At 71.1% G+C, this 25547-nt stretch carries 25 protein-coding genes; 13 read left to right on the top strand and 12 right to left on the bottom strand.

Features of this window, described 5'->3' with window-relative positions:
- Positions 1–25 precede the first annotated feature (25 nt).
- Positions 26–430 (bottom strand): MazG nucleotide pyrophosphohydrolase domain-containing protein, encoded by a 405-nt coding sequence (locus ACFVJQ_RS35335; RefSeq protein ID WP_385514802.1) that lies wholly within the window; start codon positions 428–430, stop codon positions 26–28.
- A gap of 85 nt (positions 431–515) precedes the next feature.
- On the opposite strand from ACFVJQ_RS35335, the gene ACFVJQ_RS35330 reads away from it, so the two are divergent.
- Positions 516–1514, top strand: a complete 999-nt coding sequence (locus ACFVJQ_RS35330) for a TAXI family TRAP transporter solute-binding subunit (protein WP_385789743.1) — start codon at positions 516–518, stop codon at positions 1512–1514.
- On the opposite strand, the gene ACFVJQ_RS35325 is transcribed toward ACFVJQ_RS35330, so the two are convergent.
- Together ACFVJQ_RS35325 and ACFVJQ_RS35320 are read right to left on the bottom strand one after the other, a co-directional pair.
- Complete coding sequence (locus tag ACFVJQ_RS35325; RefSeq protein ID WP_385514804.1) at positions 1504–2910, bottom strand: sensor histidine kinase; 1407 nt, start codon at positions 2908–2910, stop codon at positions 1504–1506. The two genes, ACFVJQ_RS35330 and ACFVJQ_RS35325, sit on opposite strands and share 11 nt — an antisense overlap.
- Positions 2911–2919: 9 nt before the next feature.
- Entirely contained in the window at positions 2920–3606 is a 687-nt protein-coding gene (locus tag ACFVJQ_RS35320; RefSeq protein ID WP_385514805.1) for a response regulator transcription factor, read from the bottom strand.
- Positions 3607–3894: 288 nt separating this feature from the next.
- Here ACFVJQ_RS35320 and ACFVJQ_RS35315 point away from each other — a divergent pair, with 288 nt between their 5' ends.
- The 8 genes from ACFVJQ_RS35315 to ACFVJQ_RS35280 all read left to right on the top strand — a co-directional run bounded on the left by ACFVJQ_RS35315 (position 3895) and on the right by ACFVJQ_RS35280 (position 10432).
- Positions 3895–4671: an amino acid ABC transporter ATP-binding protein gene (locus ACFVJQ_RS35315; protein WP_385789741.1), complete on the top strand. Its 777-nt coding sequence runs from the start codon at positions 3895–3897 to the stop codon at positions 4669–4671.
- Positions 4672–4753: 82 nt separating this feature from the next.
- Positions 4754–5605: a glutamate ABC transporter substrate-binding protein gene (locus ACFVJQ_RS35310; RefSeq protein WP_385789739.1), complete on the top strand. Its 852-nt coding sequence runs from the start codon at positions 4754–4756 to the stop codon at positions 5603–5605.
- 151 nt (positions 5606–5756) lie between these two features.
- Complete coding sequence (locus ACFVJQ_RS35305; RefSeq protein ID WP_224734177.1) at positions 5757–6434, top strand: amino acid ABC transporter permease; 678 nt, start codon at positions 5757–5759, stop codon at positions 6432–6434.
- Positions 6431–7339: an amino acid ABC transporter permease gene (locus ACFVJQ_RS35300; protein WP_385789737.1), complete on the top strand. Its 909-nt coding sequence runs from the start codon at positions 6431–6433 to the stop codon at positions 7337–7339. Before ACFVJQ_RS35305 ends, ACFVJQ_RS35300 begins: the two co-directional genes overlap by 4 nt.
- Before the next feature lie 177 nt (positions 7340–7516).
- A complete protein-coding gene (locus ACFVJQ_RS35295) occupies positions 7517–9169 on the top strand; it encodes an FAD-dependent monooxygenase (RefSeq protein ID WP_385514809.1) in 1653 nt (550 codons plus the stop codon).
- A gap of 16 nt (positions 9170–9185) precedes the next feature.
- On the top strand, positions 9186–9353 hold the full coding sequence (locus ACFVJQ_RS35290; protein ID WP_385789735.1) for a putative leader peptide: 168 nt from the start codon (positions 9186–9188) through the stop codon (positions 9351–9353).
- 78 nt (positions 9354–9431) lie between these two features.
- Positions 9432–9977, top strand: coding sequence for a cysteine dioxygenase (locus tag ACFVJQ_RS35285; protein ID WP_385789733.1), 546 nt, complete (start codon positions 9432–9434; stop codon positions 9975–9977).
- 53 nt (positions 9978–10030) lie between these two features.
- Positions 10031–10432, top strand: coding sequence for a rhodanese-like domain-containing protein (locus tag ACFVJQ_RS35280; protein WP_385514811.1), 402 nt, complete (start codon positions 10031–10033; stop codon positions 10430–10432).
- 203 nt (positions 10433–10635) lie between these two features.
- Here ACFVJQ_RS35280 and recX read toward each other — a convergent pair whose 3' ends face one another.
- The 4 genes from recX to ACFVJQ_RS35260 all read right to left on the bottom strand — a co-directional run bounded on the left by recX (position 10636) and on the right by ACFVJQ_RS35260 (position 14316).
- A complete protein-coding gene (gene recX / locus ACFVJQ_RS35275) occupies positions 10636–11430 on the bottom strand; it encodes a recombination regulator RecX (RefSeq protein ID WP_385789731.1) in 795 nt (264 codons plus the stop codon).
- A 4-nt stretch (positions 11431–11434) separates the two neighbouring features.
- Complete coding sequence (recA, locus tag ACFVJQ_RS35270; RefSeq protein ID WP_385789729.1) at positions 11435–12562, bottom strand: recombinase RecA; 1128 nt, start codon at positions 12560–12562, stop codon at positions 11435–11437.
- Between the two features lie 248 nt (positions 12563–12810).
- Positions 12811–14061 (bottom strand): AI-2E family transporter, encoded by a 1251-nt coding sequence (locus ACFVJQ_RS35265; RefSeq protein WP_385789727.1) that lies wholly within the window; start codon positions 14059–14061, stop codon positions 12811–12813.
- A 60-nt stretch (positions 14062–14121) separates the two neighbouring features.
- On the bottom strand, positions 14122–14316 hold the full coding sequence (locus ACFVJQ_RS35260) for a DUF3046 domain-containing protein (RefSeq protein WP_385514814.1): 195 nt from the start codon (positions 14314–14316) through the stop codon (positions 14122–14124).
- Between the two features lie 80 nt (positions 14317–14396).
- Between ACFVJQ_RS35260 and ACFVJQ_RS35255 the strand changes: the two genes are divergently transcribed.
- Positions 14397–15341, top strand: a complete 945-nt coding sequence (locus ACFVJQ_RS35255) for a hypothetical protein (RefSeq protein WP_385514815.1) — start codon at positions 14397–14399, stop codon at positions 15339–15341.
- Between the two features lie 32 nt (positions 15342–15373).
- Here the strand turns inward: ACFVJQ_RS35255 and ACFVJQ_RS35250 are convergent, their stop codons facing one another.
- The 3 genes from ACFVJQ_RS35250 to ACFVJQ_RS35240 are packed head-to-tail and all read right to left on the bottom strand — an operon-like array spanning position 15374 to position 17282.
- Positions 15374–15682: an AzlD domain-containing protein gene (locus ACFVJQ_RS35250; RefSeq protein WP_385514816.1), complete on the bottom strand. Its 309-nt coding sequence runs from the start codon at positions 15680–15682 to the stop codon at positions 15374–15376.
- The gene (locus ACFVJQ_RS35245; protein WP_385514817.1) at positions 15679–16419 is read right to left on the bottom strand and encodes an AzlC family ABC transporter permease; all 741 of its coding nucleotides are present in this window, start codon (positions 16417–16419) and stop codon (positions 15679–15681) included. The genes ACFVJQ_RS35250 and ACFVJQ_RS35245 overlap by 4 nt, the downstream gene beginning before the upstream one ends.
- Complete coding sequence (locus ACFVJQ_RS35240; RefSeq protein WP_385514818.1) at positions 16308–17282, bottom strand: AraC family transcriptional regulator; 975 nt, start codon at positions 17280–17282, stop codon at positions 16308–16310. The genes ACFVJQ_RS35245 and ACFVJQ_RS35240 overlap by 112 nt, the downstream gene beginning before the upstream one ends.
- A gap of 85 nt (positions 17283–17367) precedes the next feature.
- Here ACFVJQ_RS35240 and ACFVJQ_RS35235 point away from each other — a divergent pair, with 85 nt between their 5' ends.
- The 3 genes from ACFVJQ_RS35235 to ACFVJQ_RS35225 are packed head-to-tail and all read left to right on the top strand — an operon-like array spanning position 17368 to position 23973.
- Positions 17368–22278 (top strand): ATP-dependent helicase, encoded by a 4911-nt coding sequence (locus ACFVJQ_RS35235; protein WP_385789724.1) that lies wholly within the window; start codon positions 17368–17370, stop codon positions 22276–22278.
- A 57-nt stretch (positions 22279–22335) separates the two neighbouring features.
- Positions 22336–23172, top strand: coding sequence for an Fpg/Nei family DNA glycosylase (locus tag ACFVJQ_RS35230; RefSeq protein WP_385514820.1), 837 nt, complete (start codon positions 22336–22338; stop codon positions 23170–23172).
- A 36-nt stretch (positions 23173–23208) separates the two neighbouring features.
- Entirely contained in the window at positions 23209–23973 is a 765-nt protein-coding gene (locus ACFVJQ_RS35225) for an SDR family NAD(P)-dependent oxidoreductase (protein ID WP_385514821.1), read from the top strand.
- Between the two features lie 415 nt (positions 23974–24388).
- Here the strand turns inward: ACFVJQ_RS35225 and ACFVJQ_RS35220 are convergent, their stop codons facing one another.
- A complete protein-coding gene (locus ACFVJQ_RS35220; RefSeq protein WP_224735737.1) occupies positions 24389–24859 on the bottom strand; it encodes a Dps family protein in 471 nt (156 codons plus the stop codon).
- A 222-nt stretch (positions 24860–25081) separates the two neighbouring features.
- Positions 25082–25462: a helix-turn-helix domain-containing protein gene (locus ACFVJQ_RS35215; RefSeq protein ID WP_129801119.1), complete on the bottom strand. Its 381-nt coding sequence runs from the start codon at positions 25460–25462 to the stop codon at positions 25082–25084.
- Positions 25463–25547 lie beyond the last annotated feature (85 nt).

The raw sequence follows: 25547 nt of genomic DNA, 5'->3' as shown, positions 1-25547 counted from the left end.
GGGGCGACTGAGCCGCCCCGCCCGCTCACGCGCCGCCGGGCTCCCACCCCTGGCGGCGCAGAACCTCTGTCACGTCCGGCGCCTCGTAGTGCTCCCCCTTGAGGACCTTGCCGTCGGCGCGGCGGGCGACCTGGCCGTCGGGGCCCAGCTTGGTCATGTTGGAACGGTGGATCTCGGCTATGACCTCGTCCAGGTCGATGCCGTGCACGAGCGCCGTGCCGTACGCCACGTAGACGACGTCGGCCAGTTCGTGCGCGAGCCGGTCGAGCGGTCCGGTCACCGACACCTCGGCGACCTCCGCGGCCTCCTCCGCCAGCAGTTCACCGCGGTGCGCGGCCAGCGCCTGCGGGATCTGCGTCGGGGCGGTGCGGACGTCGAGGCCGAAGGCGAGGTGGAATTCACGGACCAGGTCGGCGGGCGAGGAGCTCATACGCCGACTCTAACGGCCGCCTCTGACAACCCCGTGTGATTCCGGCCCTGGTCAGCACGGCGTACGGGCTGGCAGGATCGCGCGCATGTCCAAGGTGTTGTCCCGTATCGGCAGACGCCGGGCCCTGCAGGGCGCGGCCGCCGGCTTCGTCGCCTTCGGGCTGCTGCTGTGGTGGCTGCTCCCGCTGGGCGAGGAGCCGCCGAGCGGGACGATCACCTTCAGCACCGGCACACCGCGCGGGGTCTACCAGCGGTACGGCACCCTGCTGCGCACCGAGCTCGCCAAGGACATGCCGAACCTCGAGGTGCAGCTGATGACCAGCGACGGTTCGCAGGAGAACGTCGCGCGCGTGGCGACCGGCGAGGTCGACTTCACGATCGCCGCGGCGGACGCGGTGGAGACGTACGAGCTCAACAACGGGCCCGGCGCCGAGCGGCTGCGCGGGGTCGCCCGCCTGTACGACGACTATGTGCATCTCGTCGTCCCGCGCGGCTCGGACATCCAGTCCGTCGCCGACCTGCGCGGCCGGCGGGTTGCCATAGGGCCTCCCCGCTCAGGTGTGCGGCTGATCGCGACCCGGGTGCTCAAGACGGCGGGCATCGACGCGCAGCAGGACATCACGCCGCTGTCCGACGGCATCGACACCGGGCCGAACCGGCTGAAGCGGGACGAGATCGACGCGTTCTTCTGGTCCGGTGGACTGCCGACGGACGGCCTGAAGCAGCTCGCGGACACGTTCGACTTCCGGTTCGTCCCGATCGATGCCGACTTCGTGTCCGAGCTGCACCGCCAGGGCCGGGCCACCCACTACTACCGCTCCACCAACATGCCGGAGTCGGCCTACGGCACCGCCCAGAACGGGGCCACCGTGCCGACGATGGCGGTGTCCAACGTGCTGATCACCCGCACGGACATGGATCCCGAGCTCACCGAGTGGCTGACCCGCACGGTGCTCAAGAGCCGTGATCGCATCGGCGCCCACGTCCACTCCGCCCAGCTGGTCGACCTGCGCACGGCGATCTACACCGACCCGCTGCCGCTGCACGAGGGTGCCCGGCGCTACTACCGCTCGGTCAAGCCGTAGGTCCGGTCCTCGGCAGGGTCACCGTCACCTTCAGCCCGTGCGGCTCATGATGGCCGTACGCGATGGAGCCGCCGGCCGCCGCGAGCAGGGCGCGCGTGATGGACAGGCCGAGGCCGGAGCCCTTGACGTTCTGGTGGCGGCTGCTGCGCCAGAAGCGGTCGCCGACGCGGGTGAGCTCCTCGTCGGTCAGGCCGGGTCCGCCGTCGGCGACCACGATCGTCGAGGTGTCGCCGTTGGAGGCGACGGTGACCTCGACGCGCTCGTCCTTCGGCGTGAACTTCACCGCGTTGTCGATCACCGCGTCCAGTGCGCTGGACAACGTCACCGGGTCCGCCCAGGCGGTCGTGGGCGGGCAGTCCCCGACCAGCCGGACGCCCCTGGCCTCGGCGGTCGGCGCCCAGGCGGCGACGCGCTCGGCGGTCAGCGCTCCGATGTCCGTGAGGCTCAGGTCGGCCTCGGCGTGCTCGGCCAGCGCCAGGTCGAGCAGGTCGTCCAGGACCTGTGCCAGGCGCTTGCCCTCGGCCTGGACCGAGGCGATCTCCTCGTTGCCCTCGGGGAGTTCGAGGGCGAGCAGTTCGATGCGCAGCAGCAGTGCGGACAGCGGGTTGCGCAGTTGGTGCGAGGCGTCGGCGACGAAGGCGCGCTGCTGCTCCAGCACGGCCTCGACGTTGTCCGCCATTTCGTTGAACGATCGGGCGAGCCTGCGGAGTTCCGGCGGTCCGCCGGCCGCCGCGACCCGGGACTTCAGGCGTCCCGTGGCGATGTCGTGCGTCGTGGCGTCCAGAACCCGGACGGGTCTGAGCACCCAGCCCGTCAGCCGCAGGGCGGCACCGACGGCCAGCAGCATCGCGGCCGTCTCGCCCGCGGCGATGACCAGCCAGCCGGACAGGATCCGTGAACGCATCTGGCCCGTGGGCGAGTCGGTGACCACGACCGCGACGACGTCGCCGTCCCGGATGACCGGCGACGCGACGACGAGCCGGTGCCGCTGCCACGGCCACACCTGCTCGGGGTCGTCACTGCGCCGACTGAGCAGCGCCTCGTCGAATGCGTTGCGCACCTCGCCCTCCCGGGGGAGGTACCAGTCCGTCGGTGCATGAGCCATGGGGGCGTCATTGGCGTAGAAGACACCGACACGAATGCCGTAGACCTTGTAGTAGCTTTCGAGTTCGCGACTCAGCGTCTCCAGCCGCTCGTCCGGGTCCGTGCGGCGGGATCCACTGGGCGGGGCGGTGACGAACTGGGCGAGGGCCGCAAAGAACGCCGTGTCGTCGATCCGGTCGACGACCACCTTCTGCTGCTGGGCCGCTGCCACGCTGACGGCGAGCGGAATGCCCAGCGCCAGCAGTACGGCCGCCATCAGGACGATGAGCAGCGGCAGGAGACGTGTGCGCACCCTGCCCCGCTACCCGGCCGGGGCGACGAGCCGGTAGCCGACGCCGCGTACGGTCTCGATCAGCGCCGGCATGCGCAGCTTGGCGCGCAGTGAGGCGACGTGCACCTCCAAGGTGCGTCCGGTCCCCTCCCAGCTGGTTCGCCACACCTCGCTGATGATCTGCTCCCGGCGGAAGACCACCCCGGGGCGCTGGGCGAGCAGGGCGAGCAGATCGAACTCCTTGCGGGTCAGTTGGACAACCGAACCGTTCACGCTGACCTGGCGGGTGGGCAGTTCGATGCGCACGGGGCCCAGCTGGAGCGCGCTCTCGCTGCTGCCCGTGGCCTCTTCGGGGACGCTGCGCCGGCTGACGGCGTGGATCCGGGCGAGCAGCTCCCCCGTGTCGTACGGCTTCACCACGTAGTCGTCGGCGCCCAGGTTGAGACCGTGGATGCGGGAGCGGACGTCGGAGCGCGCGGTGACCATGATCACCGGGGTGCTGGTGCGTTTGCGGATCTTGCTGCACACCTCGTATCCGTCCTGGTCGGGCAGGCCGAGGTCGAGCAGCACGACACCGAATCCGGGGCCTTCCGGGACGAGCGCCTGGAGGGCCTCCTCCCCACTGCGCGCGTGCGTGACGTCGAAACCGTGCCGCGCCAGGACCGCGGACAGAGCGGCGGCGACATGGTTGTCGTCCTCGACGAGGAGCAGTCTCATCCCGGCCTCCTTCGGTTCATCGGCAGTACGGTCTGTGTGTGTAGAAATCGCGGGCACGCGCGCGTGCACCAAGGCAGTCACGCTGATGGGTGAGGACGGCGTCAAGAGGCTTCCGGTTGCGAAGGGCTTCCGTTATCCGGCCGATACGAGCTCCGCTCACAAGTGCTACGACACGTGTCCGGCTGCTACCGGATCGTGATACTCAAATTCGCCTCAGATGTAATGACGCAGGTCGCGTAGGGTAGCTACTGTCCTCCGAAACCGCGAGGAGGACGGAGCCTGAGAGCGATGACCGAAGTATCGGTGGCCAAGGAAGATGTGGCCGCGACCGGCGAGCTCGTGGTCCTGAAGAATGTCAACAAGCACTTCGGCGCGTTGCACGTACTCCAGGACATCGATCTGACGATCGCCCGCGGCGAGGTCGTCGTGGTCATCGGGCCCTCCGGGTCCGGGAAGTCCACCCTGTGCCGCACCATCAACCGCCTGGAGACGATCGACTCGGGCGCGATCACCATCGACGGCAAGCCGCTGCCCGCGGAGGGCAAGGAGCTGGCCCGGCTGCGTGCCGACGTCGGGATGGTGTTCCAGTCGTTCAACCTCTTCGCGCACAAGACCGTGCTCGAGAACGTGATGCTCGGCCAGATCAAGGTCCGCAAGGCGGACAAGAAGAAGGCCGAGGAGAAGGCGCGCGCCCTGCTCGACCGGGTCGGCGTGGCCTCGCAGGCGGACAAGTACCCCGCCCAGCTCTCCGGAGGCCAGCAGCAGCGTGTCGCGATCGCGCGCGCCCTGGCCATGGACCCGAAGGTCATGCTCTTCGACGAGCCGACCTCGGCCCTCGACCCGGAGATGATCAACGAGGTCCTCGAGGTCATGCAGCAGCTCGCTCGCGACGGCATGACCATGATCGTCGTCACGCACGAGATGGGCTTCGCCCGGTCGGCTGCGAACCGTGTGGTGTTCATGGCAGACGGCCGCATCGTCGAAGAGGCTGTGCCGGACCAGTTCTTCAGCAATCCGCGCAGCGACCGCGCCAAGGACTTCCTGTCGAAGATCCTGCACCACTGACCGCGCCCGTCGTGTCCGCGACGAGCTGCGTCACCCGCACTGGACGGCCCGCGTCCCCTTCACCACGCAAAGGATGTTCACCATGAAGCTCCGCAAGGTCACCGCCGCGGCGGCCGCCGCGCTTGTCCTGTCCCTGACCGCGACCGCGTGTGGCGGCGACGACGGCGACGGCGACTCGGGTTCGGGCTCGGGCTCGGGTGGCGGCGACAAGATCAAGATCGGTATCAAGTACGACCAGCCGGGTCTCGGTCTGAAGGAGCCCGACGGTTCGTTCTCCGGCTTCGACGTGGATGTGGCCACCTACGTCGCCAAGGAGCTCGGCTACGAGGCCGACCAGATCGAGTGGGTCGAGACCAAGAGCGCCGACCGCGAGAACGCGCTGGCCCGCGGCGACGTGAAGTTCATCGCGGCCACGTACTCGATCACCGACGAGCGCAAGGCCAAGGTCGACTTCGCCGGCCCGTACCTGCTGGCCCACCAGGACCTGCTCGTCAAGGCGGACTCGGACATCACCGAGGGCACCGACCTCAACGGCAAGAAGCTGTGCTCGGTGACCGGCTCGACCTCGGCGCAGAACGTCCAGGACGAGATCGCCCCCAAGGCCCAGCTGAGGGAGTACGGCACGTACTCGGAGTGCATCGCGGGTCTGCAGAGCGGCGCCGTGGACGCGGTGACCACCGACGACTCGATCCTCGCGGGCTTCGCGTCGCAGGAGCAGTACAAGGGCCAGTTCAAGCTCGCGGGCCTGAAGCTCAGCAACGAGAACTACGGCGTCGGCGTCAAGAAGGGCGACACCGAGACCGTCAACAAGATCAACGACGCGCTGGAGAAGATGGTCAGCGACGGCTCCTGGGAGACCGCGGTCAAGGAGAACTTCGGCCCGGCGAACTACAAGAACGAGGAGGCCCCGAAGATCGGGCAGATCGTTCAGTAGCTCCCAGGTTGTCCAGTAAGCGGGCATCCGTGACGCACGCGGATGCCCGCAGGTAACGCGGAGTTTCACCGGCGCGCCGCCGTCGCCGTGCTCACAGCGGCGGCGCGCCGCGTCCGCCATGTACGTCACACACCCGGAAGTGCGGGAGATCGTGTTCGACTTTCTTTCAGACTATGACGACCCGAGCCTGCTGGGCGCCTTCTGGGTGACGGTGCAGCTCACCGTCTTCTCGGCCATCGGCTCCCTGGTCTGGGGCACCCTGCTGGCGGCCATGCGGGTCAGCCCGGTCCCGCTCATGCGCGGGTTCGGCACCGCCTATGTGAACATCGTCCGGAACATCCCCCTGACGGTCATCATCGTCTTCACCTCGCTCGGCCTCGCCGACATCTTCAGGGTGACGATGGGCGCGCCCGACGACTTCGAACTCCAGGGCTTCCGCCTCGCGGTGCTCGGCCTCGTCGCCTACACAGCCGCCTTTGTCTGTGAGGCGCTGCGTTCCGGTATTAACACCGTGCCCGTCGGGCAGGCCGAGGCGGCCCGCGCCCTCGGGCTGAGCTTCAGCCAGGTCCTCTCGCTCATCGTGCTGCCGCAGGCGTTCCGCTCGGTCATCGGTCCGCTGGCCAACGTACTGATCGCACTGACGAAGAACACGACCGTGGCGGCCGCGATCGGTGTGGCGGAGGCGGCCCTCCTGATGAAGGAAATGATCGAGAACGAGGCTCAGACGGTCCTCATCGGCGCGATCTTCGCCTTCGGTTTCGTGGTACTGACCCTGCCCACCGGCCTGTTCCTCGGTTGGCTGAGCAAGCGACTGGCGGTGAAGCGGTGACCTCCGTTCTCTACGACGCCCCCGGCCCCCGGGCCAAGCGGCGCAACCTGATCCTCTCGGTGGTCTTCTTCGCCCTGCTCGCCCTGCTGCTGTGGTGGGTCTGGCAGACCATGGACGACAAGGGCCAGCTCAAGTGGGCGCTGTGGAAGCCGTTCACCGAGTCAGAGGCCTGGACGACGTACCTGCTGCCCGGCCTCAGCAACACACTGAAGGCCGCGGCGCTCGCCATGGTCATCGCCCTCCCGCTGGGCGCGTTCTTCGGCATTGCCCGCATGTCCGACCACCGGTGGGTGCGGATCCCGGCCGGTGCGGTGGTCGAGTTCTTCCGGGCGATCCCGGTGCTGCTGCTGATGCTGTTCGCCAACGAGTTCTACGCCCGTTCCACGGACATCAGCACCGAAGACCGTCCGCTGTACGCGGTCGTCACGGGCCTGGTGCTCTACAACGCCTCGGTCCTTGCCGAGATCGTCCGCGCCGGCATCCTCGCCCTGCCCAGGGGCCAGACGGAGGCCGCCAAGGCGATCGGTCTGCGCAAGGGCCAGACGATGACCAGCATCCTGCTGCCGCAGGCCGTCACCGCGATGCTGCCGGCCATCGTCAGCCAGCTGGTCGTCATCGTGAAGGACACCGCGCTCGGCGGCGTGCTGCTCAACTTCACCGAGCTGCTGAACTCGCGCGGCACGCTCGCCGCCAACTACGCCAACGTCATCCCGAGCTTCATCGTGGTGGCCGTCATCTACATCATCCTCAACTTCATCCTGACCAGCTTCGCAAGCTGGCTCGAGGGCAGGCTGCGGCGCAGCAAGCGGAGCACGGGTGCCGTGCTCGGCGTAGAGGACGTGGACGACCTCAATGCTGCCGAGGTCGGTGGTGCGCCCGGGGCCGGTGCGGTCGGCAAGGCCTGATGGTCGGTCAATAACCGTCGGTGACACGAGGGGCAGTGGCATGATCGCCACTGCCCCTCGTCGCTTGACGCAAGCACTGGCAATGGGTTGCATACGTTCTGTGATCGTGCACCCTGCTCCAACCTCCTGTTCACACACGTACGTCGAGGCACCACTGGGAACGGGGAGCGGCGCGCCGTGGACCCGGTGATCATCGTCGGAGCGGGGCCTGTCGGGCTCACGCTCGCCCTGGCGCTCGCGCGTCAGGAAGTGCCGTCCGTCGTCCTGGACGAGGGGCCGGGCAAGGACGAACCGCGGCTCGCGCGGACGGTCGTGCTGCGCGAGGACACCGCCGCCCTCATGGAACGGCTGACCGGGGTGCCGCTCGACGAGGTCGGGATGCGCTGGGCCGGATGGCGGTCGATGCGGCGCAAGCAGGTGATGCGCGAGGTCACGTTCGGCGACGCGGGAAAAGAGGGCCCGGACGGTGCGGAGGCCGCAGAGGCCGCGCCTCCCGTCGAGTTCGCCCCCCTGCACATCGCCCAGCACGTCCTGACCAACGCCCTGCGCGCGGCCCTCGCGCACGAACGGCTCGTCAAGGTCGCCGTGGACAGCCGCCTCGACACCATCGAGCAGGAGCCCTCCGGCGTCAGCGCGCACACCCGAGGTCCCAAGGGCACGTGGTGGCGCGGCAGTTATCTGGTCGGCTGCGACGGTCCCCGCTCGACCGTACGCAAGCTCCAGGACATCCGCTTCCCCGGCCGCACCGCGGTGGAGCGGTACGCCGTCGCCGCGCTGCGGGCGGAACTTCCGTGGCCCGGTCGGGCGTTGCTCCATCGGATGCCGCCGTGGCGGACGTCGGGACCTTCGGGCGGGGAGATCACCGGACGACCGCTGCCCGACGGCGTCTGGCGGCTGGACTGGCTGCTGCCGCCCGGCAAGGACCTGGTCACGCCCGAGCTGCTGGTGGCCCGCATCCGGGAGACCCTCGCGGGCTGGACCGACGGCCCCACACCGTCGTACGAGCTCCTGGACACCGGAGTCCACACGGTCCACCACCGGCTGGCCCGCCGCTGGCGGGTCGGCCGGGTGTTCATCGCCGGGGACGCCGCCCACCTGCTGGGCGCGCTGGGCACGCACGGTCTGGACGAGGGGCTCCGGGACGCCGACAACCTCGCCTGGAAGCTGGCGCTGGCCTGGCACCACGGGCCGCACGAGGCGCTGCTGGACAGCTATCAGACCGAGCGCCGCGCGGTGGTCGCCGCCCGGCTGCGCAACGCCGACCAGGTGCTCCCGCTCCTCCGCGGCAGCGGGAGCCTGCGTTCGTACGTCCCCGGCACCGCCCGCGGCCATGACGCACTGCTCACCGACGGACACCTGGGGCGCGGTCCGCTGGGCGCCCCGGGCACCTACGCCGACTCCCCGCTCACCCCCCACTACCTCGAGGACCAGGCACCCGTCCACACGGCCCTCGGAGCACCCGTCACGGACGTACGGGTCACCGCCGAGGACGGTTCCTTCGTACGGCTCCGCGACCGGCTCGGCCGCGGCGCGCTACTCGTCGTCCTGATCGCCCCAGGCACCGGGGTGTGGGAGCGCAAGCACTGGGTGACCGCGGGGATCATGCCCCGGCTCGCGGCCGCGGTCACCGCGCTGCCGCACCCCGCCGAGCTGCTCGTCGCCGAGAGCTATCCGGGCGCCGCCGCCCACACCGTGCTCCTGGTCCGGCCCGACGGGCACCTCGTCACGGCCCTGAACGGCGTACGCCCGGCCGACCTGTACGAGGCGGCCGAGGCCACGCTCGGCGGCCCGGCGAAGGCCCCGGAAGAGGCCACGGCCGGTACTCGCTGACTACCGTCACCGGGGTGTGGCCTCGTCTTCACCGTCGCTGCGTCCGCATGGTGACGGTGAGTTGACCGGCCCACGCCGGCATGGTGTACTCCGGATCGTGACCGACACCTGTGTACGCCTGTGGCGGAGGGTCCATATGGACCTCGTCCGCTATGCGGGCTGTGTGTGTCGCCCCTCCTGCTGATCTCGCCTCTCTGTCTTCCCGCGCGCCGCTGACGCCTCGCTGCGCGCGCTCACGCGAACGCTCATCAGGACGGTGTACGTGTCTGTCTCCCCTTCTTCTTCCCTTCCCAGCCCCGGCTCCCGGTCCGCCAAGACCCCGACACAGGCGGACCTTCTCGACTTCGTCCGGCGTACGGCCGCCGATGCCGCGCTGATCGACTCGCTTCCGCTCGACCCGCAGGGCCGCACCTGGGTGCGCCTGGAGGGGCCCGGCGGCAGCGAGGCCTGGCTGATCGGCTGGCCGCCGGGCACGGGCACCGGCTGGCACGACCACGCCGACTCGGTGGGCGCCTTCCTCACCGCCCGCGGAGTGCTGCGGGAGAACTCGCTCGCCGCCCGGCTGCCCACCGACGGCTGGAAGACTCTCGAACTCACGGACGACGTCGACCGGGAGCGCCTGCTGCCAGCCGGCCGAGGGCGCTCCTTCGGACGCCACCATGTTCACGAGGTGCTCAACGAGTCCCTCGACCGGCACGCGGTCTCCGTGCACGCCTACTACCCGCCCCTGCCACACATCCGCCGCTACAGCCGTACGGGGCATGTGCTGCGACTGGAGCAGGTCGAGCGCCCGGAGGACTGGCAGTGAGCGGGGTGGGCGAACAAGGAGGGCTTCGTCATCAACGGGTCGGAGCGCCGGCGATGAGCGGTGAGCACGAACCGGCGGTCGGCATCGACGGGTTGCTGGAGCGGGTGCGGGAGGGATACGAACGGGTCGAACCGCAGGACGCCTACGACGCCGCCCGCGCAGGCGAGGCGCTCCTCGTGGACATCCGGTACGCAGCCCTGCGGGAGCGGGACGGGCTGATCCCCGGCGCCCTCGTCGTCGAACGCAACGAACTGGAGTGGCGGCTCGACCCTCATGGCAGCCACCGCCTCCCCGAGGCCACGAGCCACGACCTGCGCGTCGTCGTGATCTGCAACGAGGGCTACGCCTCGAGCCTGGCGGCCGATTCCCTGCACCGGCTGGGGCTGCACCGGGCGACCGACCTGGTGGGCGGGTTCCAGGCGTGGCGGGCGGCGGGGCTTCCGGTGACGTCGTAGACAGAGCGGGGCGTGGGCACCACGGCTCGGCGAGAGTGGGTGGGGCAGGGCCCTGGACGCGATCGGCGCCCCCGCGCGTCCACCGTGCCACAGGGCCCCGCCCCGCCCCCTTGCACAGCTGCTCCCGCACCGAGGCTGTGGGCTGTGCAACCGTGGTTCGCAGTTCCGGGGATTCTGGATGTCACCGGCGCGCGGCACATGCGTCAGACCCCCTCGTCGCCGAGGAACTCCGTGTCCTCGCCCTCCTCCTCCAGCTCCTGTCGGACCACCCGCAGGGCCATGCCCTCGGGGTAGCCCTTGCGGGCGAGCATGCTCGCCAGGCGGCGGAGTCGTTTGTCGCGGTCGAGGCCGCGGGTGGAGCGCAGCTTGCGGGCAACCAGCTCACGCGCGGTCGACTCTTCCTGCTCGGAGTCGAGTTGGGCGACGGCCTCGTCGATCAGCGTGGGGTCGACCCCCTTGGTCCGCAGCTCCTGGGCGAGCGCCCGGCGGGCCAGCCCCCGGCCGTGATGCCGGGACTCCACCCAGGCGCCCGCGAACGCGCTGTCGTTGATCAGCCCGACCTCCTCGAACCGTGACAGCACCTCCTCGGCAACCTCGTCCGGGATCTCCCGCTTACGCAGGGCGTCCGCAAGTTGCTTCCGCGTCCGCGGGGTCCCGGTGAGCAGGCGCAGACAGATCGCCCGCGCCCGCTCAGCCGGGTCCCCTGAGGACTCCCCCTTCTCGGCCCTCGACGAGGAGAAGGCGTCCCCGTCCTCGGCGGACGGCTCTCCGAAGCCGCGCCGACGGCGTCCACGCCCACGTCGTGAACCGCCCTCGCCGTGCCCTGTGCGGTCGCCGCGAAGCCGACCGCTGCCGCTCACGCCCTCAGCGGGGTGCGAGCCTCCGTCCGACTCATCGTCACTGTGCCCGGCAAAGCCTCCGTCGCCCGCGCTCGCCGGCGCCGGTCTGTGTGGGGGGCCGGAGTAGGCGTGCTCCGACCAGTCGGTTCGCCGTGTCACGGGGTCAGCTCTTGGCGGCCGCGGCCTTGGTCTTGGCCGTCTTCGCCGCCGTCGGTGCCGGTGCCGCCTTGGCCGCGTCGTCCGCGGGGGTGGCAACCGCGGCGTCCGCGCCCGGTTCGGCGGCGGGCTCCTCGGGCCGTACGCCGACGCCCAGCTTCTCCTTGATCTTCTTCTCGATTTCGTTGGCCAGGTCGGGGTTGTCCTTCAGGAAGTTGCGGGCGTTTTCCTTGCCCTGGCCGAGCTGGTCGCCCTCGTACGTGTACCAGGCGCCGGCCTTGCGGACGAAGCCGTGCTCCACGCCCATGTCGATCAGGCCGCCCTCGCGGCTGATGCCCTGGCCGTAGAGGATGTCGAACTCGGCCTGCTTGAAGGGGGGCGCGACCTTGTTCTTGACGACCTTGCAGCGGGTGCGGTTGCCGACCGCCTCCGTGCCGTCCTTCAGGGTCTCGATGCGCCGGATGTCGATGCGCACCGAGGCGTAGAACTTCAGCGCCCGGCCACCGGTCGTGGTCTCCGGGGAACCGAACATCACACCGATCTTCTCGCGGAGCTGGTTGATGAAGATCGCGGTGGTCTTGGACTGGTTGAGCGCGCTGGTGATCTTCCGCAGGGCCTGGCTCATCAGACGGGCCTGCAGACCCACGTGGCTGTCGCCCATCTCGCCCTCGATCTCGGCGCGCGGGACGAGCGCGGCGACGGAGTCGATGACGATGAGGTCGAGCGCGCCGGAGCGGACCAGCATGTCCACGATCTCCAGGGCCTGCTCGCCGTTGTCCGGCTGGGACAGGATCAGGTTGTCGATGTCGACGCCGAGCTTCTTCGCGTACTCGGGGTCGAGGGCGTGCTCCGCGTCCACGAAGGCGACCTGGCCGCCGGCCTTCTGGGCGTTCGCCACCGCGTGCAGGGTCAGGGTCGTCTTACCGGAGGACTCCGGTCCGTAGATCTCCACGACACGGCCGCGGGGCAGGCCGCCCACGCCGAGGGCCACGTCGAGGGCGGTCGAGCCGGTCGGGATGACCTCGATGGGCTCCTTCGACCGCTCGCCCATGCGCATGACCGCGCCCTTGCCGAATTGTCGTTCAATCTGTGCGAGCGCGGCGTCGAGTGCCTTCTCGCGGTCGGTACCTGCCATGGGTTCCACCCGGTTTGCTTGAGTCGATCGCTTCACGTCAAAGACGCTAACGCCTGCCACTGACAATGCGCCCCGACGTGGGTCCGGCCTGTGGATAACTCGGGCACTTCCCCCTCAAATCCTGCGGAAAATCCCCGTCCAGAGCCTCGCCGGAGCCTCCATGAGAATGGATGTTCGATTTTTGTGTCAAGCGCGCCACACGGCACTTCCGAGACTACGTCGGCACACCGACAGCGGCCCCTGGCTCCCTACTGACGCTCCGCCGTCGAGCTCCGCTCCGTCTCCCGCAGCCGCTCCCACAGGCGTCGCGCGCGCATGAGCGCCCCGGGCCGCCCCGGCTCCCGTCTGTGGTTCCCGTCCACGCGCGGATCGTCCGTGACGTCGTACCGCCTCACATACGCCCCGAGGAACGCCTGGAGCGTGGCGACCGCCGGGATGGCGATCAGCGCGCCGACCGCGCCGAGGAGAGCGGTGCCCGCGATGACCGAGCCGAAGGCGACCGCGGGGTGGATGTCGACGGTCTTGGCGGTCAGCTTGGGCTGCAGCATGTAGTTCTCGAACTGCTGGTAGATCAGGACGAAGACCAGCACCCACAGCGCGTACCAGGGGTCGACCGTGAAGGCGATCAGCATGGGCAGCGCACCCGCGAGATACGTGCCGATGGTGGGGATGAACTGCGACACGAGCCCCACCCAGACGGCCAGCACGGGCGCGTAGGGCACGCTCAGGGTCTCCAGCAGGATGTAGTGCGCAATCCCCGAGATGAGTGCCATCAGGCCGCGCGAGTACAGGTAGCCGCCGGTCTTGTTGACGGCGATCTCCCAGGCCCGCAGGACCTCGGCCTGCCGGGCGGGCGGCAGTACGGAGCAGAGCGCGCGGCGCAGTCTGGGTCCGTCGGCGGCGAAGTAGAACGCGAACAGGGTGATCGTCAGCAGCTGGAAGAGCCCCCCGAGGACCTGCGTGGACACGTCCAGGACGCCGGTGGCGCTGTTCTGCACGTAGTTGCGCAGCCAGTCGGAGCGGAGCAGGCCCTCCTGGACGTCCACCCGCTTCAGGTCGGTGTCGAAGTGCGCGTTGATCCAGTTGATGACGGAGTCGAGATAGCCCGGGAATCCCTCGACCATCGTGATGATCTGGCCGGCGAGCATGGAGCCGAGCAGCGTGACGAAGCCCGCGGACGCGATGATCACGGCGAGGAAGACGATGCCGGTGGCGGCCCCTCGGCGCATGCCGCGCGAGGCCATCCAGCTCACCGCGGGTTCTATCGCGAGGGCCATGAAGAACGCGATCAGGATGTTGATCAGCAGGCCGGTGAGCTGGTGAAAGGCCCAGCTGCCCAGCTGGAACACGGCGATGAGCGCGAGCGCGAGCACCATGGCGCGTGGCAGCCAACGCGGCATGCGTGCGCCCGACGCGCGGCCGCGGGGCCGGGCGGGCGGCGCGGTGCCGGAGGGAGATGCTTGCTGGGCTGCCTGCCCGGTCTCGTCTATGGGTGCCACGGTGCAAGTCTCGCCCACACCGGTGACAATCGGATGCGGTCCTGCGATCTTCGTGACCGGTCAGCGCTTTTCCTGTGGCACGTTCATGACCGAGCAGACCACCCGCCACACGTCCTTGGCCTCCCAGCCGGCGTCGAGCGCCTGGTGCACGGTGCGCCCGCCGAGCTCCGACATCACGTGATCGCGCGCGAAGGTCTCGGCGTAGCCCGTACCGAAGTGCTCCGCCATCCGCTCCCAGAAGACCGTCAACCTCATGACACCAGTATCCCGCCCCTGAGGGTGGGCCCGAGCCGGGACCGCTTGCCGAGAACGCTTTCCGCCCTACGGTCTGACCCATGGCCGAAACCGGAGCTTCCCCACTCCCCCCTACGCCCCCGGCGCACTCCCCGCTCTTCCGCGCCGAGCACTTCGTCTGGCTCACCGCGCGCGTGCTGGAACAGCGCCTGTTCGCCTACCACTTCCTGCACGGCGGCGCCGACCCGGTGGAGACCGCACTGGACGCCTACCGCAACCAGGACGGCGGATACGGCCACGCCCTGGAACCCGATCTGCGCGGCCCGGTCAGCCAGCCGCTGCACACCTCCCACGCCCTGCGCGTCCTGGACTCCCTCGGGCGCTGCGGCGGGCAGCGGGTGGAGCGTGTGTGCCGGTACCTGACCTCCGTGTCCACGGCGGACGGCGCGCTGCCGGCGATCCATCCCAGCCAGCGGGGCTATCCGACCGCCCCCTTCGTGCCGGTCGTCGACGACCCTCCGAGCGAACTGCTCGCCACCGGCCCGGTGGTGGGCCTACTGCACCGCAACGAGGTCTGGCACGCCTGGCTGTTCCGGGCCACGGACTTCTGCTGGCACACGGTCGAGTCCCTGGAGCGGTCCCACCCCTACGAGATCGAGGCCGCCGTGGCCTTCCTGGACTCGGCACCCGACCGCCCGCGCGCGGAGGCGGCCGCCGACCGCCTGGGCCGCCTGGTGCGCGAGCAACACCTCGTGGTCCTGGACCCGGAGAAGCCGGACGCCTACCCCCTGGCCCCCGGCTACGCCCCCGGGGAGCACCACTTCCCTCACGACTACGCGAAGACTCCGCAGTCCCTCGCGCGCGCGTGGTTCACCGACGACGAGATGAACCGCTCCCTGGACTTCCTCGCGAGCGAACAGCAGGAAGACGGCGGCTGGCCGATCCGATGGCGTCAGTGGGCACCCGCCCCGGCGCTGGAGGCGCGCCCCATGGTGACGATCGAGGCACTGCGCACGCTCAGGGCATACGGCCGGCCCATTGGCTGACCGCGGATGTCTCGCCGCCCCTTCGGCTCGTCTCACCCACCCATTGCCCGTACCCCCGCCGTCACCACGACCGCCGCCGCGACGACAAGCAGGAACGGGGCGCGCAGGAACAGCGCCAGCGCCGCCGCTGCAAGCCCCGCCACGCGCGCGTCCAGCACGAGCGCCTGCCCGTCGGCGAAGGTCTGCTGGGCCGTGAGGGCGGCGAGGAGGGCGACGGGGAGGAGTGCTGCGAGCCGTTTGACGAGGGGCCGCTCGAGCACACCGGCCGGGACGAGGAGTCCGGCGAGCTTGACGGCGTAGCAGCCGACGGCGGTGACACCGATCGCGATCCAGACGTTCAACGCATTCCCTTTCGTGCCTCTCGGCGTCCTTCCACGAACAGCACGGCCGGCGCCGCGAGAGCGGCCGCCAGCACCGGCACACCCGCGGGCAGCACCGGCAGCAGCCCCAGCCCCAGGACCACGGCGAGTCCGGCGACGGCTCGCTCGGTCCCGGTCCTCAGCATCGGCGCCAGCAACGCCAGAAAGACCGCGGGCCCGGCCGCGTCCAGCCCCCAGGTGGCCGTGTCGCCGAGGGCCTCGGCCCCCAGCGCACCCAGCAGCGTGGTCAGGTTCCACAGCACGTACAGGCTGAGCCCGGTCACGACGAACCCGATCCGGATGCTGCGCCGCGTGGGCTGGGCCAAGGCGACCGCCGTCGTCTCGTCGATCACCCACTGAGCGGCGAACGGGCGCACCGCGCGCGGGAGGGCCAGCAACTGCGACAGCCGCAGCCCGTAGAAGGCGTTGCGCACGCCCAGGAAGAAGGCGCCCGCAGCCGCCGTGAGCGGGTTCCCGCCCGCGGCGAGTGCCCCCACCAGCGCGAACTGGGAGGCGCCGGTGAACACCAGCAGGCTGAGCGCACATGTCTGCAACAAGCTGAGCCCACTGCCCGCCGAGGTCACCCCGAAGGCGAACCCCGACAGTCCTACGGCGACTCCGACCCCGAGGGCGTCCCGTACGACGGCGGCGTCCGGCCTTCCTCCGCGGTCGGCCCGTATGTCTGCGTGCGTGTCTGCGTGAGCTGTCCGTTCTGCCATACGTCGGACGGTAGGTGCAGCCGTCGCGCAGCGTCTTGTACGTTCTTGCGCTCCCGTTGGTAAGCCCCCGGAGGCACGCCCACGATCCTGCTGAAGTGCCGGTTCAGGTGCGGCTGGTCGGTGAACCCGACCGCGACGGCGGCTTCGGCGGGCGCTGTCCCCGCGTCCAGCAACCGGCGCGCCCGGCGCACGCGGGCATCGGTCAGCCAGGCGTGCGGCGGCATGCCGTACACCTCCCGGAACGCCCGCAGCAACGCGAACGGGCTGGTGCCGAGGTTCCCGGCGAGCGTCTCCAGGGTCGGCGGCTCGGCCATCCGCTCCTCCAGCACCTCACGCGCGCGTGCCGCGATCCGCGTTCCCGCCGTGCGTACCTGGCGTTGTGGCAGTGCTCCGCCGTTCAACCGCAGCAGCCGCGTCACGGCGACCCGCAGCAGCGTGTCGGCCGCCAGCGCGTTGCCCTCGTCGGCGGCACGCAGTACCTGATGCACAAGGCTCACGGCGTACGGATCGTCGAGCACGGGCCGGACGAACCCCGGAGTACCGCGTATCGCGGTCGTCTCCGCGGCGATGTCCGCCACCACCTCCGGCGACGGATACACGGCCCCGTACCGCCATCCCTCCGGTACCCCGGCTCGCCCCGTGTGCGGGGTGTCCGGATTGACCAGGGCCAGCGCCCCGGCACCCGCGTACTGATCGCCCCCGCCGTGGTGAAAGACCTCCACCCCGTCGGCGATGGCGGCGATCACGAAGTTTTCGTGCGTGTGCCGCACGAACGTCTTCCGGATGTAGCGGGCCCGCAACAGATCAACACCGGGCAGTTCCGCGTACTGCCAGTGCCGCGCCCGCTCGCCGGTACCCGCCATGACTCCATTCTCCGGCATCGCCTGGCCCGAAGCAGCAAACGCGCAGGTCAGCCGTATTGTCAGTGGCCGGGTGCAGGATGGACCCATGGCGAGCTCCAGGCACCGAGCCCTCGACGGCTTCTCCCCCGCGACCCGCGGCTGGTTCACGGGGGCCTTTTCCGCGCCCACCGCGGCCCAGGCGGGTGCGTGGCAGGCCATCCGTGCGGGATCGGACGTACTGGTGGTCGCCCCCACGGGTTCCGGCAAGACACTGGCCGCCTTCCTCGCGGCCCTGGACCAGCTCACCTCGACCCCCCACCCGGCCGACCCCAGGAAGCGCTGCCGCGTCCTCTACGTCTCCCCGCTCAAGGCCCTCGCCGTGGACGTGGAGCGCAACCTGCGCAGCCCCCTGACCGGCATCCGCCAGGAGTCCGTGCGCCTCGGCCTGCCGGAGCCGGACGTGAAGGTCGGCATCCGCTCCGGCGACACCCCGGCCGCCGAGCGCCGCGCCCTGTCCACCCGCCCGCCGGACATCCTGATCACCACCCCCGAGTCCCTGTTCCTGATGCTGACGTCGGCCACGCGCGACGCGCTGTCCGGCGTCGAAACGGTGATCCTCGACGAGGTGCACGCGGTCGCCGGCACCAAGCGCGGCGCGCACCTCGCTCTCTCCCTGGAGCGCCTGGACGAGCTCCTTCCGAAGCCGGCCCGCCGTATCGGCCTCTCCGCGACGGTCCGCCCGGTCGACGAGGTCGCCCGCTTCCTCTCCCCCCGCCGCAGGGTGGAGATCGTTCAGCCGGAGTCCGGCAAGGAGTTCGACCTCTCGGTCGTGGTCCCCGTCGAGGACCTGGGCGAACTGGGTGGCTCCCCGGTGGCCGACGGCTCCGAGGGCGCCGAGCGCCCGTCCATCTGGCCGCATGTCGAGGAGCGCATCACCGATCTCGTCCAGGCCCACCGCTCCACCATCGTCTTCGCCAACTCCCGCCGCCTCGCGGAGCGCCTGTGCAACCGGCTCAACGAGATCGCGTACGAGCGGGCCACCGGCGAGCCCCTGGACGAGCACCACGCCCCCGCCGCACTCATGGGCGGCTCGGGTGCCGCCCAGGGCGCCCCGCCCGTCATCGCCCGCGCCCACCACGGCTCGGTGTCGAAGGAGCAGCGGGCCCTTGTCGAGGAGGACCTCAAGGCGGGCCGGCTCCCCGCCGTGGTCGCCACCTCCAGCCTCGAACTCGGCATCGACATGGGCGCGGTGGACCTCGTGGTCCAGGTCGAGTCTCCGCCGTCCGTGGCCTCCGGCCTCCAGCGCGTCGGTCGTGCGGGCCACCAGGTCGGCGCGGTCTCCACCGGCGTGGTCTTCCCCAAGTACCGCGGCGACCTGGTGCAGGCGGCCGTGGTCACCGAGCGGATGCGCACCGGCGCGATCGAGTCCCTGAAGGTTCCGGCCAACCCCCTGGACGTCCTGGCCCAGCAGCTCGTCGCCATGACGGCGATGGACACCTGGCAGGTCGACGACCTGCTCGCCATGGTCCGTCGGGCCGCCCCCTTCGCATCGCTCCCGGAGTCGGCGTTCACCGGGGTCCTCGACATGCTCGCCGGGCGCTACCCGTCGGACGCGTTCGCGGAACTGCGCCCGCGCGTGGTGTGGGACCGCATCGCCGGCACGATCACCGGCCGCCCCGGAGCGCAGCGCCTCGCCGTCACCTCGGGGGGCACGATTCCCGACCGTGGCCTGTTCGGCGTCTTCCTCGCCGGTGCCGATCCCAAGAAGGGCGGCGGCCGGGTCGGCGAGCTCGACGAGGAGATGGTCTACGAGTCCCGGGTCGGGGACGTCTTCACGCTCGGCACCAGCTCCTGGCGCATCGAGGACATCACCCGCGACCGGGTCCTGGTCTCCCCCGCTCCCGGCGTCCCGGGGCGGCTCCCGTTCTGGAAGGGCGACCAGTTGGGCCGCCCACTGGAACTGGGCCGTGCGGTGGGCGCGTTCCTGCGCGAGGTCGGCTCACTGACCAAGGAGGACGCCCGGCTGCGCCTGCTCGCCGCCGGCCTGGACGTCTGGGCGGCGGACAACGTCCTGTCCTACCTGGACGAACAGCGCGAGGCCTGCGGCCACGTCCCCGATGACCGCACCATCGTCGTCGAACGCTTCCGCGACGAGCTCGGGGACTGGCGGGTCGTCGTGCACTCCCCCTTCGGCGCCCAGGTGCACGCCCCCTGGGCGCTCGCCCTCGGCGCCAAGCTCTCCGAGCGGTACGGCATGGACGCGCAGGTCATGCACGCCGACGACGGCATCGTGCTGCGCCTGCCGGACGCCGACCTCATGGGCCTGGACCTGCTCGACCGGGAACCGATGAAGGTGGGCACGGAATACGACGCCGAACAGGCGCCCGTCGGGGCGGCGGACGTGGTCTTCGACAAGGGCGAGGTCGACCAGATCGTCACCGACCAGGTGGGCGGCTCGGCCCTGTTCGCGTCGCGTTTCCGCGAGTGCGCCGCCCGCGCGCTGCTGCTGCCGCGCCGCAACCCGGGCAAGCGCACGCCCCTGTGGCAGCAGCGCCAGCGCGCCTCCCAACTGCTTCAGGTGGCCGGTGAGTTCGGCTCGTTCCCGATCATCCTGGAGGCGGTGCGCGAATGCCTCCAGGACGTCTTCGACGTCCCCGGGCTCGTCGAGCTGATGGGCGATCTCGAGTCCCGCAAGGTCCGCCTGGTCGAGGTCACCACTCCGGAGCCGTCCCCCTTCGCGCGCTCCCTCCTCTTCGGGTACGTCGCCCAGTTCCTGTACGAGGGGGACTCGCCGCTCGCCGAGCGCCGGGCCGCCGCCCTGTCGCTGGACTCGCGTCTGCTCGCCGAGCTGCTCGGCCAGGCGGAGCTGCGCGAGCTGCTGGACGCGGAGGTGCTGACCGAGCTGGAGCGGGAGCTGCAGTGGCTCACCGAGGACAGGCGCGTCAAGGACGCCGAGGGCGTCGCCGATGTGCTGCGGCTTCTCGGCCCGCTCACGGACGCCGAGCTGGCCGAGCGGGGTGCCGAACCGCAGTGGGCCAAGGAGTTGGCGGGCGCCCGCCGGGCGATCCGGGTCCGTATCGCCGGGGCGGACCACTGGGCGGCGATCGAGGACGCGGGCCGCCTGCGCGACGCACTGGGCACGGCACTGCCGGTCGGGGTCCCGGAAGCCTTCACCGAACCGGTGAAGGACCCCCTCGGCGATCTCCTCGCGCGCTACGCCCGCACCCATGGCCCGTTCACGTCCACGACGGCCGCGGCCCGCTTCGGCCTGGGCGTGGCCGTCACCGAGGGCGCCCTGCAGCGGATGGCGGCGTCGGGGCGGGTCGTACAGGGAGAGTTCCACCCGGCCGGCATCGGCCAGGAGTGGTGCGACGCAGCCGTACTGCGCCGACTGCGTCGCCGTTCCCTGGCCGCGCTGCGGCACGAGCTGGAGCCGGTCCCGCCGGCCGCGCTCGCGCAGTTCCTGCCGCAGTGGCAGCACATCGGCAGGGGCCATGCGCTGCGCGGCATCGACGGACTGGTGCGCGCCATCGAGCAGTTGCAGGGCGCATCGGTGCCCGCCTCCGCCCTGGAGAAGCTCGTCCTGCCGTCCCGCGTCGCGAACTACACCCCCGCGATGCTCGACGAACTCACGGCCGCCGGCGAGGTGGTGTGGGCCGGAGCCGGCGCGCTCCCCGGCAAGGACGGCTGGGTGTCCCTGTACCTGGCGGACGCGGCCCCGCTCCTCCTGCCGCCCCCGCATCCGCTGGAGCTGACGGCCCTGCACCAGTCCGTCCTGGACGCCCTCTCCGGCGGCTACGGTCTGTTCTTCCGCCAGATCGCCGACCAGGTCCGTGCCACCACCCACCCCGAGGCCACGGACCCCCAACTGGCCGACGCCGTCTGGGACCTGGCCTGGTCCGGCCGACTGACCAACGACACCCTCGCGCCCCTGCGCTCCCTGCTCGGCTCCGGCCGCACCGCGGGTTCCACGGCACACCGCGCCAAACGCACGGTCCCGCGGGGCCGCTACGGCTCCCTGACCGCTGCCGCCCGCCCCGCCTCCCGCAGCGGCCCGCCGACCGTCGCCGGCCGCTGGTCCCTGCTCCCGGCCCACGAACCCGACCTCACCGTGCGTGCCCACGCCCTGGCCCGCACACTCCTCGACCGGCATGGCGTCGTGACCCGGGGAGCCGTCGCCTCGGAGGGCGTCGAGGGCGGGTTCTCGGCGACGTACCGCATTCTGTCCGTCTTCGAGGAGAGCGGTCAGGCACGGCGCGGCTATGTCGTCGAGGGGCTCGGGGCCGCACAGTTCGCGATGGACGGCGCCGTGGACCGCCTGCGGGCCGTGGCCAATGCCCGCGACCGGGGCGACGGGCTGCCCGACCCCCAGTTCGGGACCGGCGCCTCCGAGGGCTACTTCACCGCCGCCGACGCCCTCGGCCCGTTCGACGACCATGCCTACCAGGCCGACCTGGCGTACGACCCCCTGGACGCCGACTCCCCGCTCCCCCACCCCTCACCGGGCGACTATGTCTCACCCCGGGACTTCCCCACATCCGGCACTCCGCAGGGCGCCCCCTCCTGGCAGAACGGCGGCCGCACGATCCCCGGCTCCCCCGCCCGCGGCAACCGCCCCTCCGCCGCCTCCCGTGCCGTCGTCCTCGCCGCCGCCGACCCGGCGAACGCCTACGGCGCCGCTCTCCCCTGGCCGGAGCCCCCGACGGGCGCCGGGCACAAGCCGGGCCGCAAGGCGGGCTCTCTCGTCGTTCTCGTCGACGGCGAGCCGGCCCTCTACATGGAACGCGGCGGCAAGACCCTGCTGGCCTGGCCCACCGCCCCGGACCTCACACCCACCGACGACCCACGCCTCGGCGCGGCCGCCGAGGCCCTCGCCGCAGCCGCCCGCGCCGGCTCCCTCGGCACGGTCACGGTGGAACGCATCAACGGCACCCCCGCCCTGACGTCCCCGATAGGCACCCTGCTGGAAACAGCAGGCTTCGTCGCAACACCGAGAGGCCTACGCCTACGAGCGTGAACCACGTCCCACAACGCGACCCGGCACACGCCCCTCTCCCCGTGCCACCCTGAACCCATGCCCGAAGGAGACACGGTCTGGCAGGCCGCGAGGCGGTTGCACGGCGCCCTCGCGGGCAAGGTGCTGACCCGCTCCGACCTGCGCGTGCCGAAATACGCGACGGCCGACCTCACCGGCCGTACCGTGCTGGACGTCACCCCGCGCGGCAAGCACATCCTGGCCCGTATCGAAGGCGGCCTGACCCTGCACTCGCACCTGCGGATGGACGGCTCCTGGAAGGTGTACGCGAGCGGCCGGCGCTGGACCGGCGGCCCGGCACACCAGATCCGCGCGATCCTGGGCACGGCCGACCGCACGGCCGTCGGCTACCGCCTCCCCGTCCTCGAACTCCTCCGTACCGCCGACGAGGATCGCGCTGTCGGCCATCTCGGCCCCGACCTGCTGGGCCCGGACTGGGACCCGGACCGTGCGCTGGCCAACCTTCTCGCAGACCCCGCCCGCCCCCTGGGCGAAGCCCTCCTGGACCAGCGCAACCTCGCCGGCATCGGGAACGTGTACAAGAGCGAGCTCTGCTTCCTGCTCAACGCCACCCCGTGGCTCCCGGTCGGCGACCTCCCCGCCGACCGCGCGGCCAAGCTCCCGGCCCTCGCCAGGAAACTCCTGGAGGCCAACCGCGACCGCCCGGTCCGCACCACGACGGGCCGCCGCGGCCAGGACCTGTTCGTCTACGGCCGTGCGCCCCGCCCCTGCCTGCGCTGCCACACGCCCGTCCGCGTCGCCGACCAGGGCGACGGCTCCCGCGAGCGCCCCACCTACTGGTGCCCGACCTGCCAGCCAGGCCCGGCCCCGACGTCCGGCACCTCGCGTACGAGACGGAACCCGTCACCGTACTAATTGACGACCCGTCAGGAATGCTCGTACCGTCCCAGCATGGCCGTGAAGGCGTACGACCTCACCGGACGCACCGCATTCGTCACCGGCGCCGCCGGCGGCATCGGCCGCGCCTCGGCGGTCCTGCTCGCCCGGGCCGGCGCCACCGTGCACTGCGCCGACCGCGACGCGCAGGGCCTGCACGAGACGGCGACCCGGATCAAGGACCACGGCGGCACCGCCCGCACCCACCACCTCGACGTCACCGACCGCACCCAGGTCAGAGAGGCCGTCGAGTCCTGCGAGCGGCTGGACGTGCTGGCCGCGATCGCCGGAATCATGCACAGCAGCCCGGTCCTGGAGACCCGGGACGAGGACCTCGACCGGGTGCTGAACGTCAACTTCAAGGGCGTGCTGTACGCCTGCCAGGAGTCGGCCCGTCTGATGCTCGACCGGAACATCAGGGGCAGCATCATCACGATGGCGTCCGGCGCCGTCGACACCGGCGGCCCCGGCCTGCTGTGCTACGGCGCAGCCAAGGCGGCCGTCGTACAGCTGACGAAGACGCTGGCGACGGAGCTGGGCCGGTCCGGCATCCGTGTGAACGCGGTCGCGCCGGGCTGGATCCGCACTCCCATGACCGACCGCCACGACGACGCGGCCCAGGCGCACACCGAGGCGGTGATGGCGCGGATGTCGCCGCTGGGCCGGGTCGGCGAACCGGAGGACGTCGCCCACGCGGTCCTCCACCTGGCCTCCGACGCATCGGCCTTCACCACGGGCCAGATCCTGCGTCCGAACGGGGGTGTGGCGATGCCCTGGTAGCGCTGGTCCGCAAGGCGTTCCGCCACCGCGCCACCCCGAGCGCCCCGGCCGCCCGCGCCCTGGGCGCGCAGTGCACCGGCAACAGGCTCAATCCCCACCCCCCGGCCGCGACCACCCCCTCCAGCGCCCCTGCGTCCGGCGCCACCGCAAGCCGCAGCACGGCCCACCACCACACCGCCTCGAGTCCCAGAACGGCCCCCCAGCGCACTGTCCGCGCCACCATGGCCGTCACCTCGCTCGGACTGGACGGGCTGAGCTGCGGGCAGTCGTGCCTCCTCAGTGCCTCAAGGGCCTGGGGGGACGGACCCCCATGGGCACGGGTGGGCGATGGGGGTGCCCCCGCGCGAGCTCGTTCGAGCGTGGGGGAGGCACCCCGCACCGCCGGGCTCCGCCGCCGGGGCAGGCGCAACCCCGGTCAACCGTTCTCGGCCTGGAACATCCAGTAGTGCTTCTCGAGATCCGCCGTGATCCCGATGAAGATGTCCTGCGACACCGGATCCGCCTCCGCGGTCGCGGCCACCCGCTCCCGCATCCGCCCGATCAGCGCCCCGAGGGCCTCGACGAGCACCGCCACGGCGTCCCCGTCCTGGATCCAGCCGCCGTTCACCGCCCCGATGCCGCTGCCGACGGCCACCGTCGAAGCGCGCCCGTCGGGCGAGACGCCCAGGGCCGAGGCCCGTTCGGCCACGGTGTCGGAGTGGGTTCGCGCGGTGGCGACCACTTCGTCGAGCTGAAGGTGCACCGACCGGAAGCGCGGCCCCACGACGTTCCAGTGGATCTGCTTGGCCACCAGGGCGAGGTCCACCAGATCGACGAGTGCGCCCTGCAGCGCCTCGGAGACGGTCATCAGATGCGCATCGGACAGTGGGCTCTTGACGACGTACATCGCACCTCCGTTGGCTCGCCCGGCATGTCCCTCCACGATGAACGCGGCACCCGGGACCGGCAAACGCACCCGAACGGGAATCAAAGCGAATCCGAGGCAAGACCCCACACATGCGAAAACCCCGACGGCACTCCCCAGGGGATCTCCCGGGAAGCCCCGGCCGGGGCATCACACGACTCCTGTGGCGTGAGCGTCAGCCCACGCGTCCAACGCGCGCGTACGTCACGCCGCGACCACGTCGACCGTCTCGGAGGGCGCCTTGATGGTCACCCGTTCCGGCGGCACACCGGTCACCGACACGGAACCCAGCATCGGACGAACCGCCGTGGGTACGGGCTCGCTGGGTGTGGCCGCAGCAGACTGGGCCAGCTCGGCGAGGGCGAGCTCGTCGCTCACTTCCCGCATGAGCTCGGACATCCGTACGTCCAGCGCGTCGCAGATGGCGGAGAGCAGTTCGGAGGAAGCCTCCTTCTGCCCCCGCTCCACCTCGGAGAGATAGCCGAGTGAGACTCGGGCGGACGAGGAGACTTCGCGCAGAGTACGGCCCTGGCGCTGGCGCTGCCGACGCAGCACGTCACCCAGCAGGCGACGGAGCAGAATCATCGGTGGCTCCCTCCTCGGACCGCGTAGCCGCATCCTTCACGCCCCACCGTACCGCCTTGCGCTGCGGCCGTGCGGGGAGCGATGT

This window comes from Streptomyces sp. NPDC127197 (genome assembly GCF_042672405.1).
Lineage (GTDB): Bacteria > Actinomycetota > Actinomycetes > Streptomycetales > Streptomycetaceae > Streptomyces > Streptomyces flavusporus.
The sequence above is the reverse complement of the archived record's forward strand: the minus strand, read 5'-3'. Positions and strand labels throughout refer to the sequence as shown.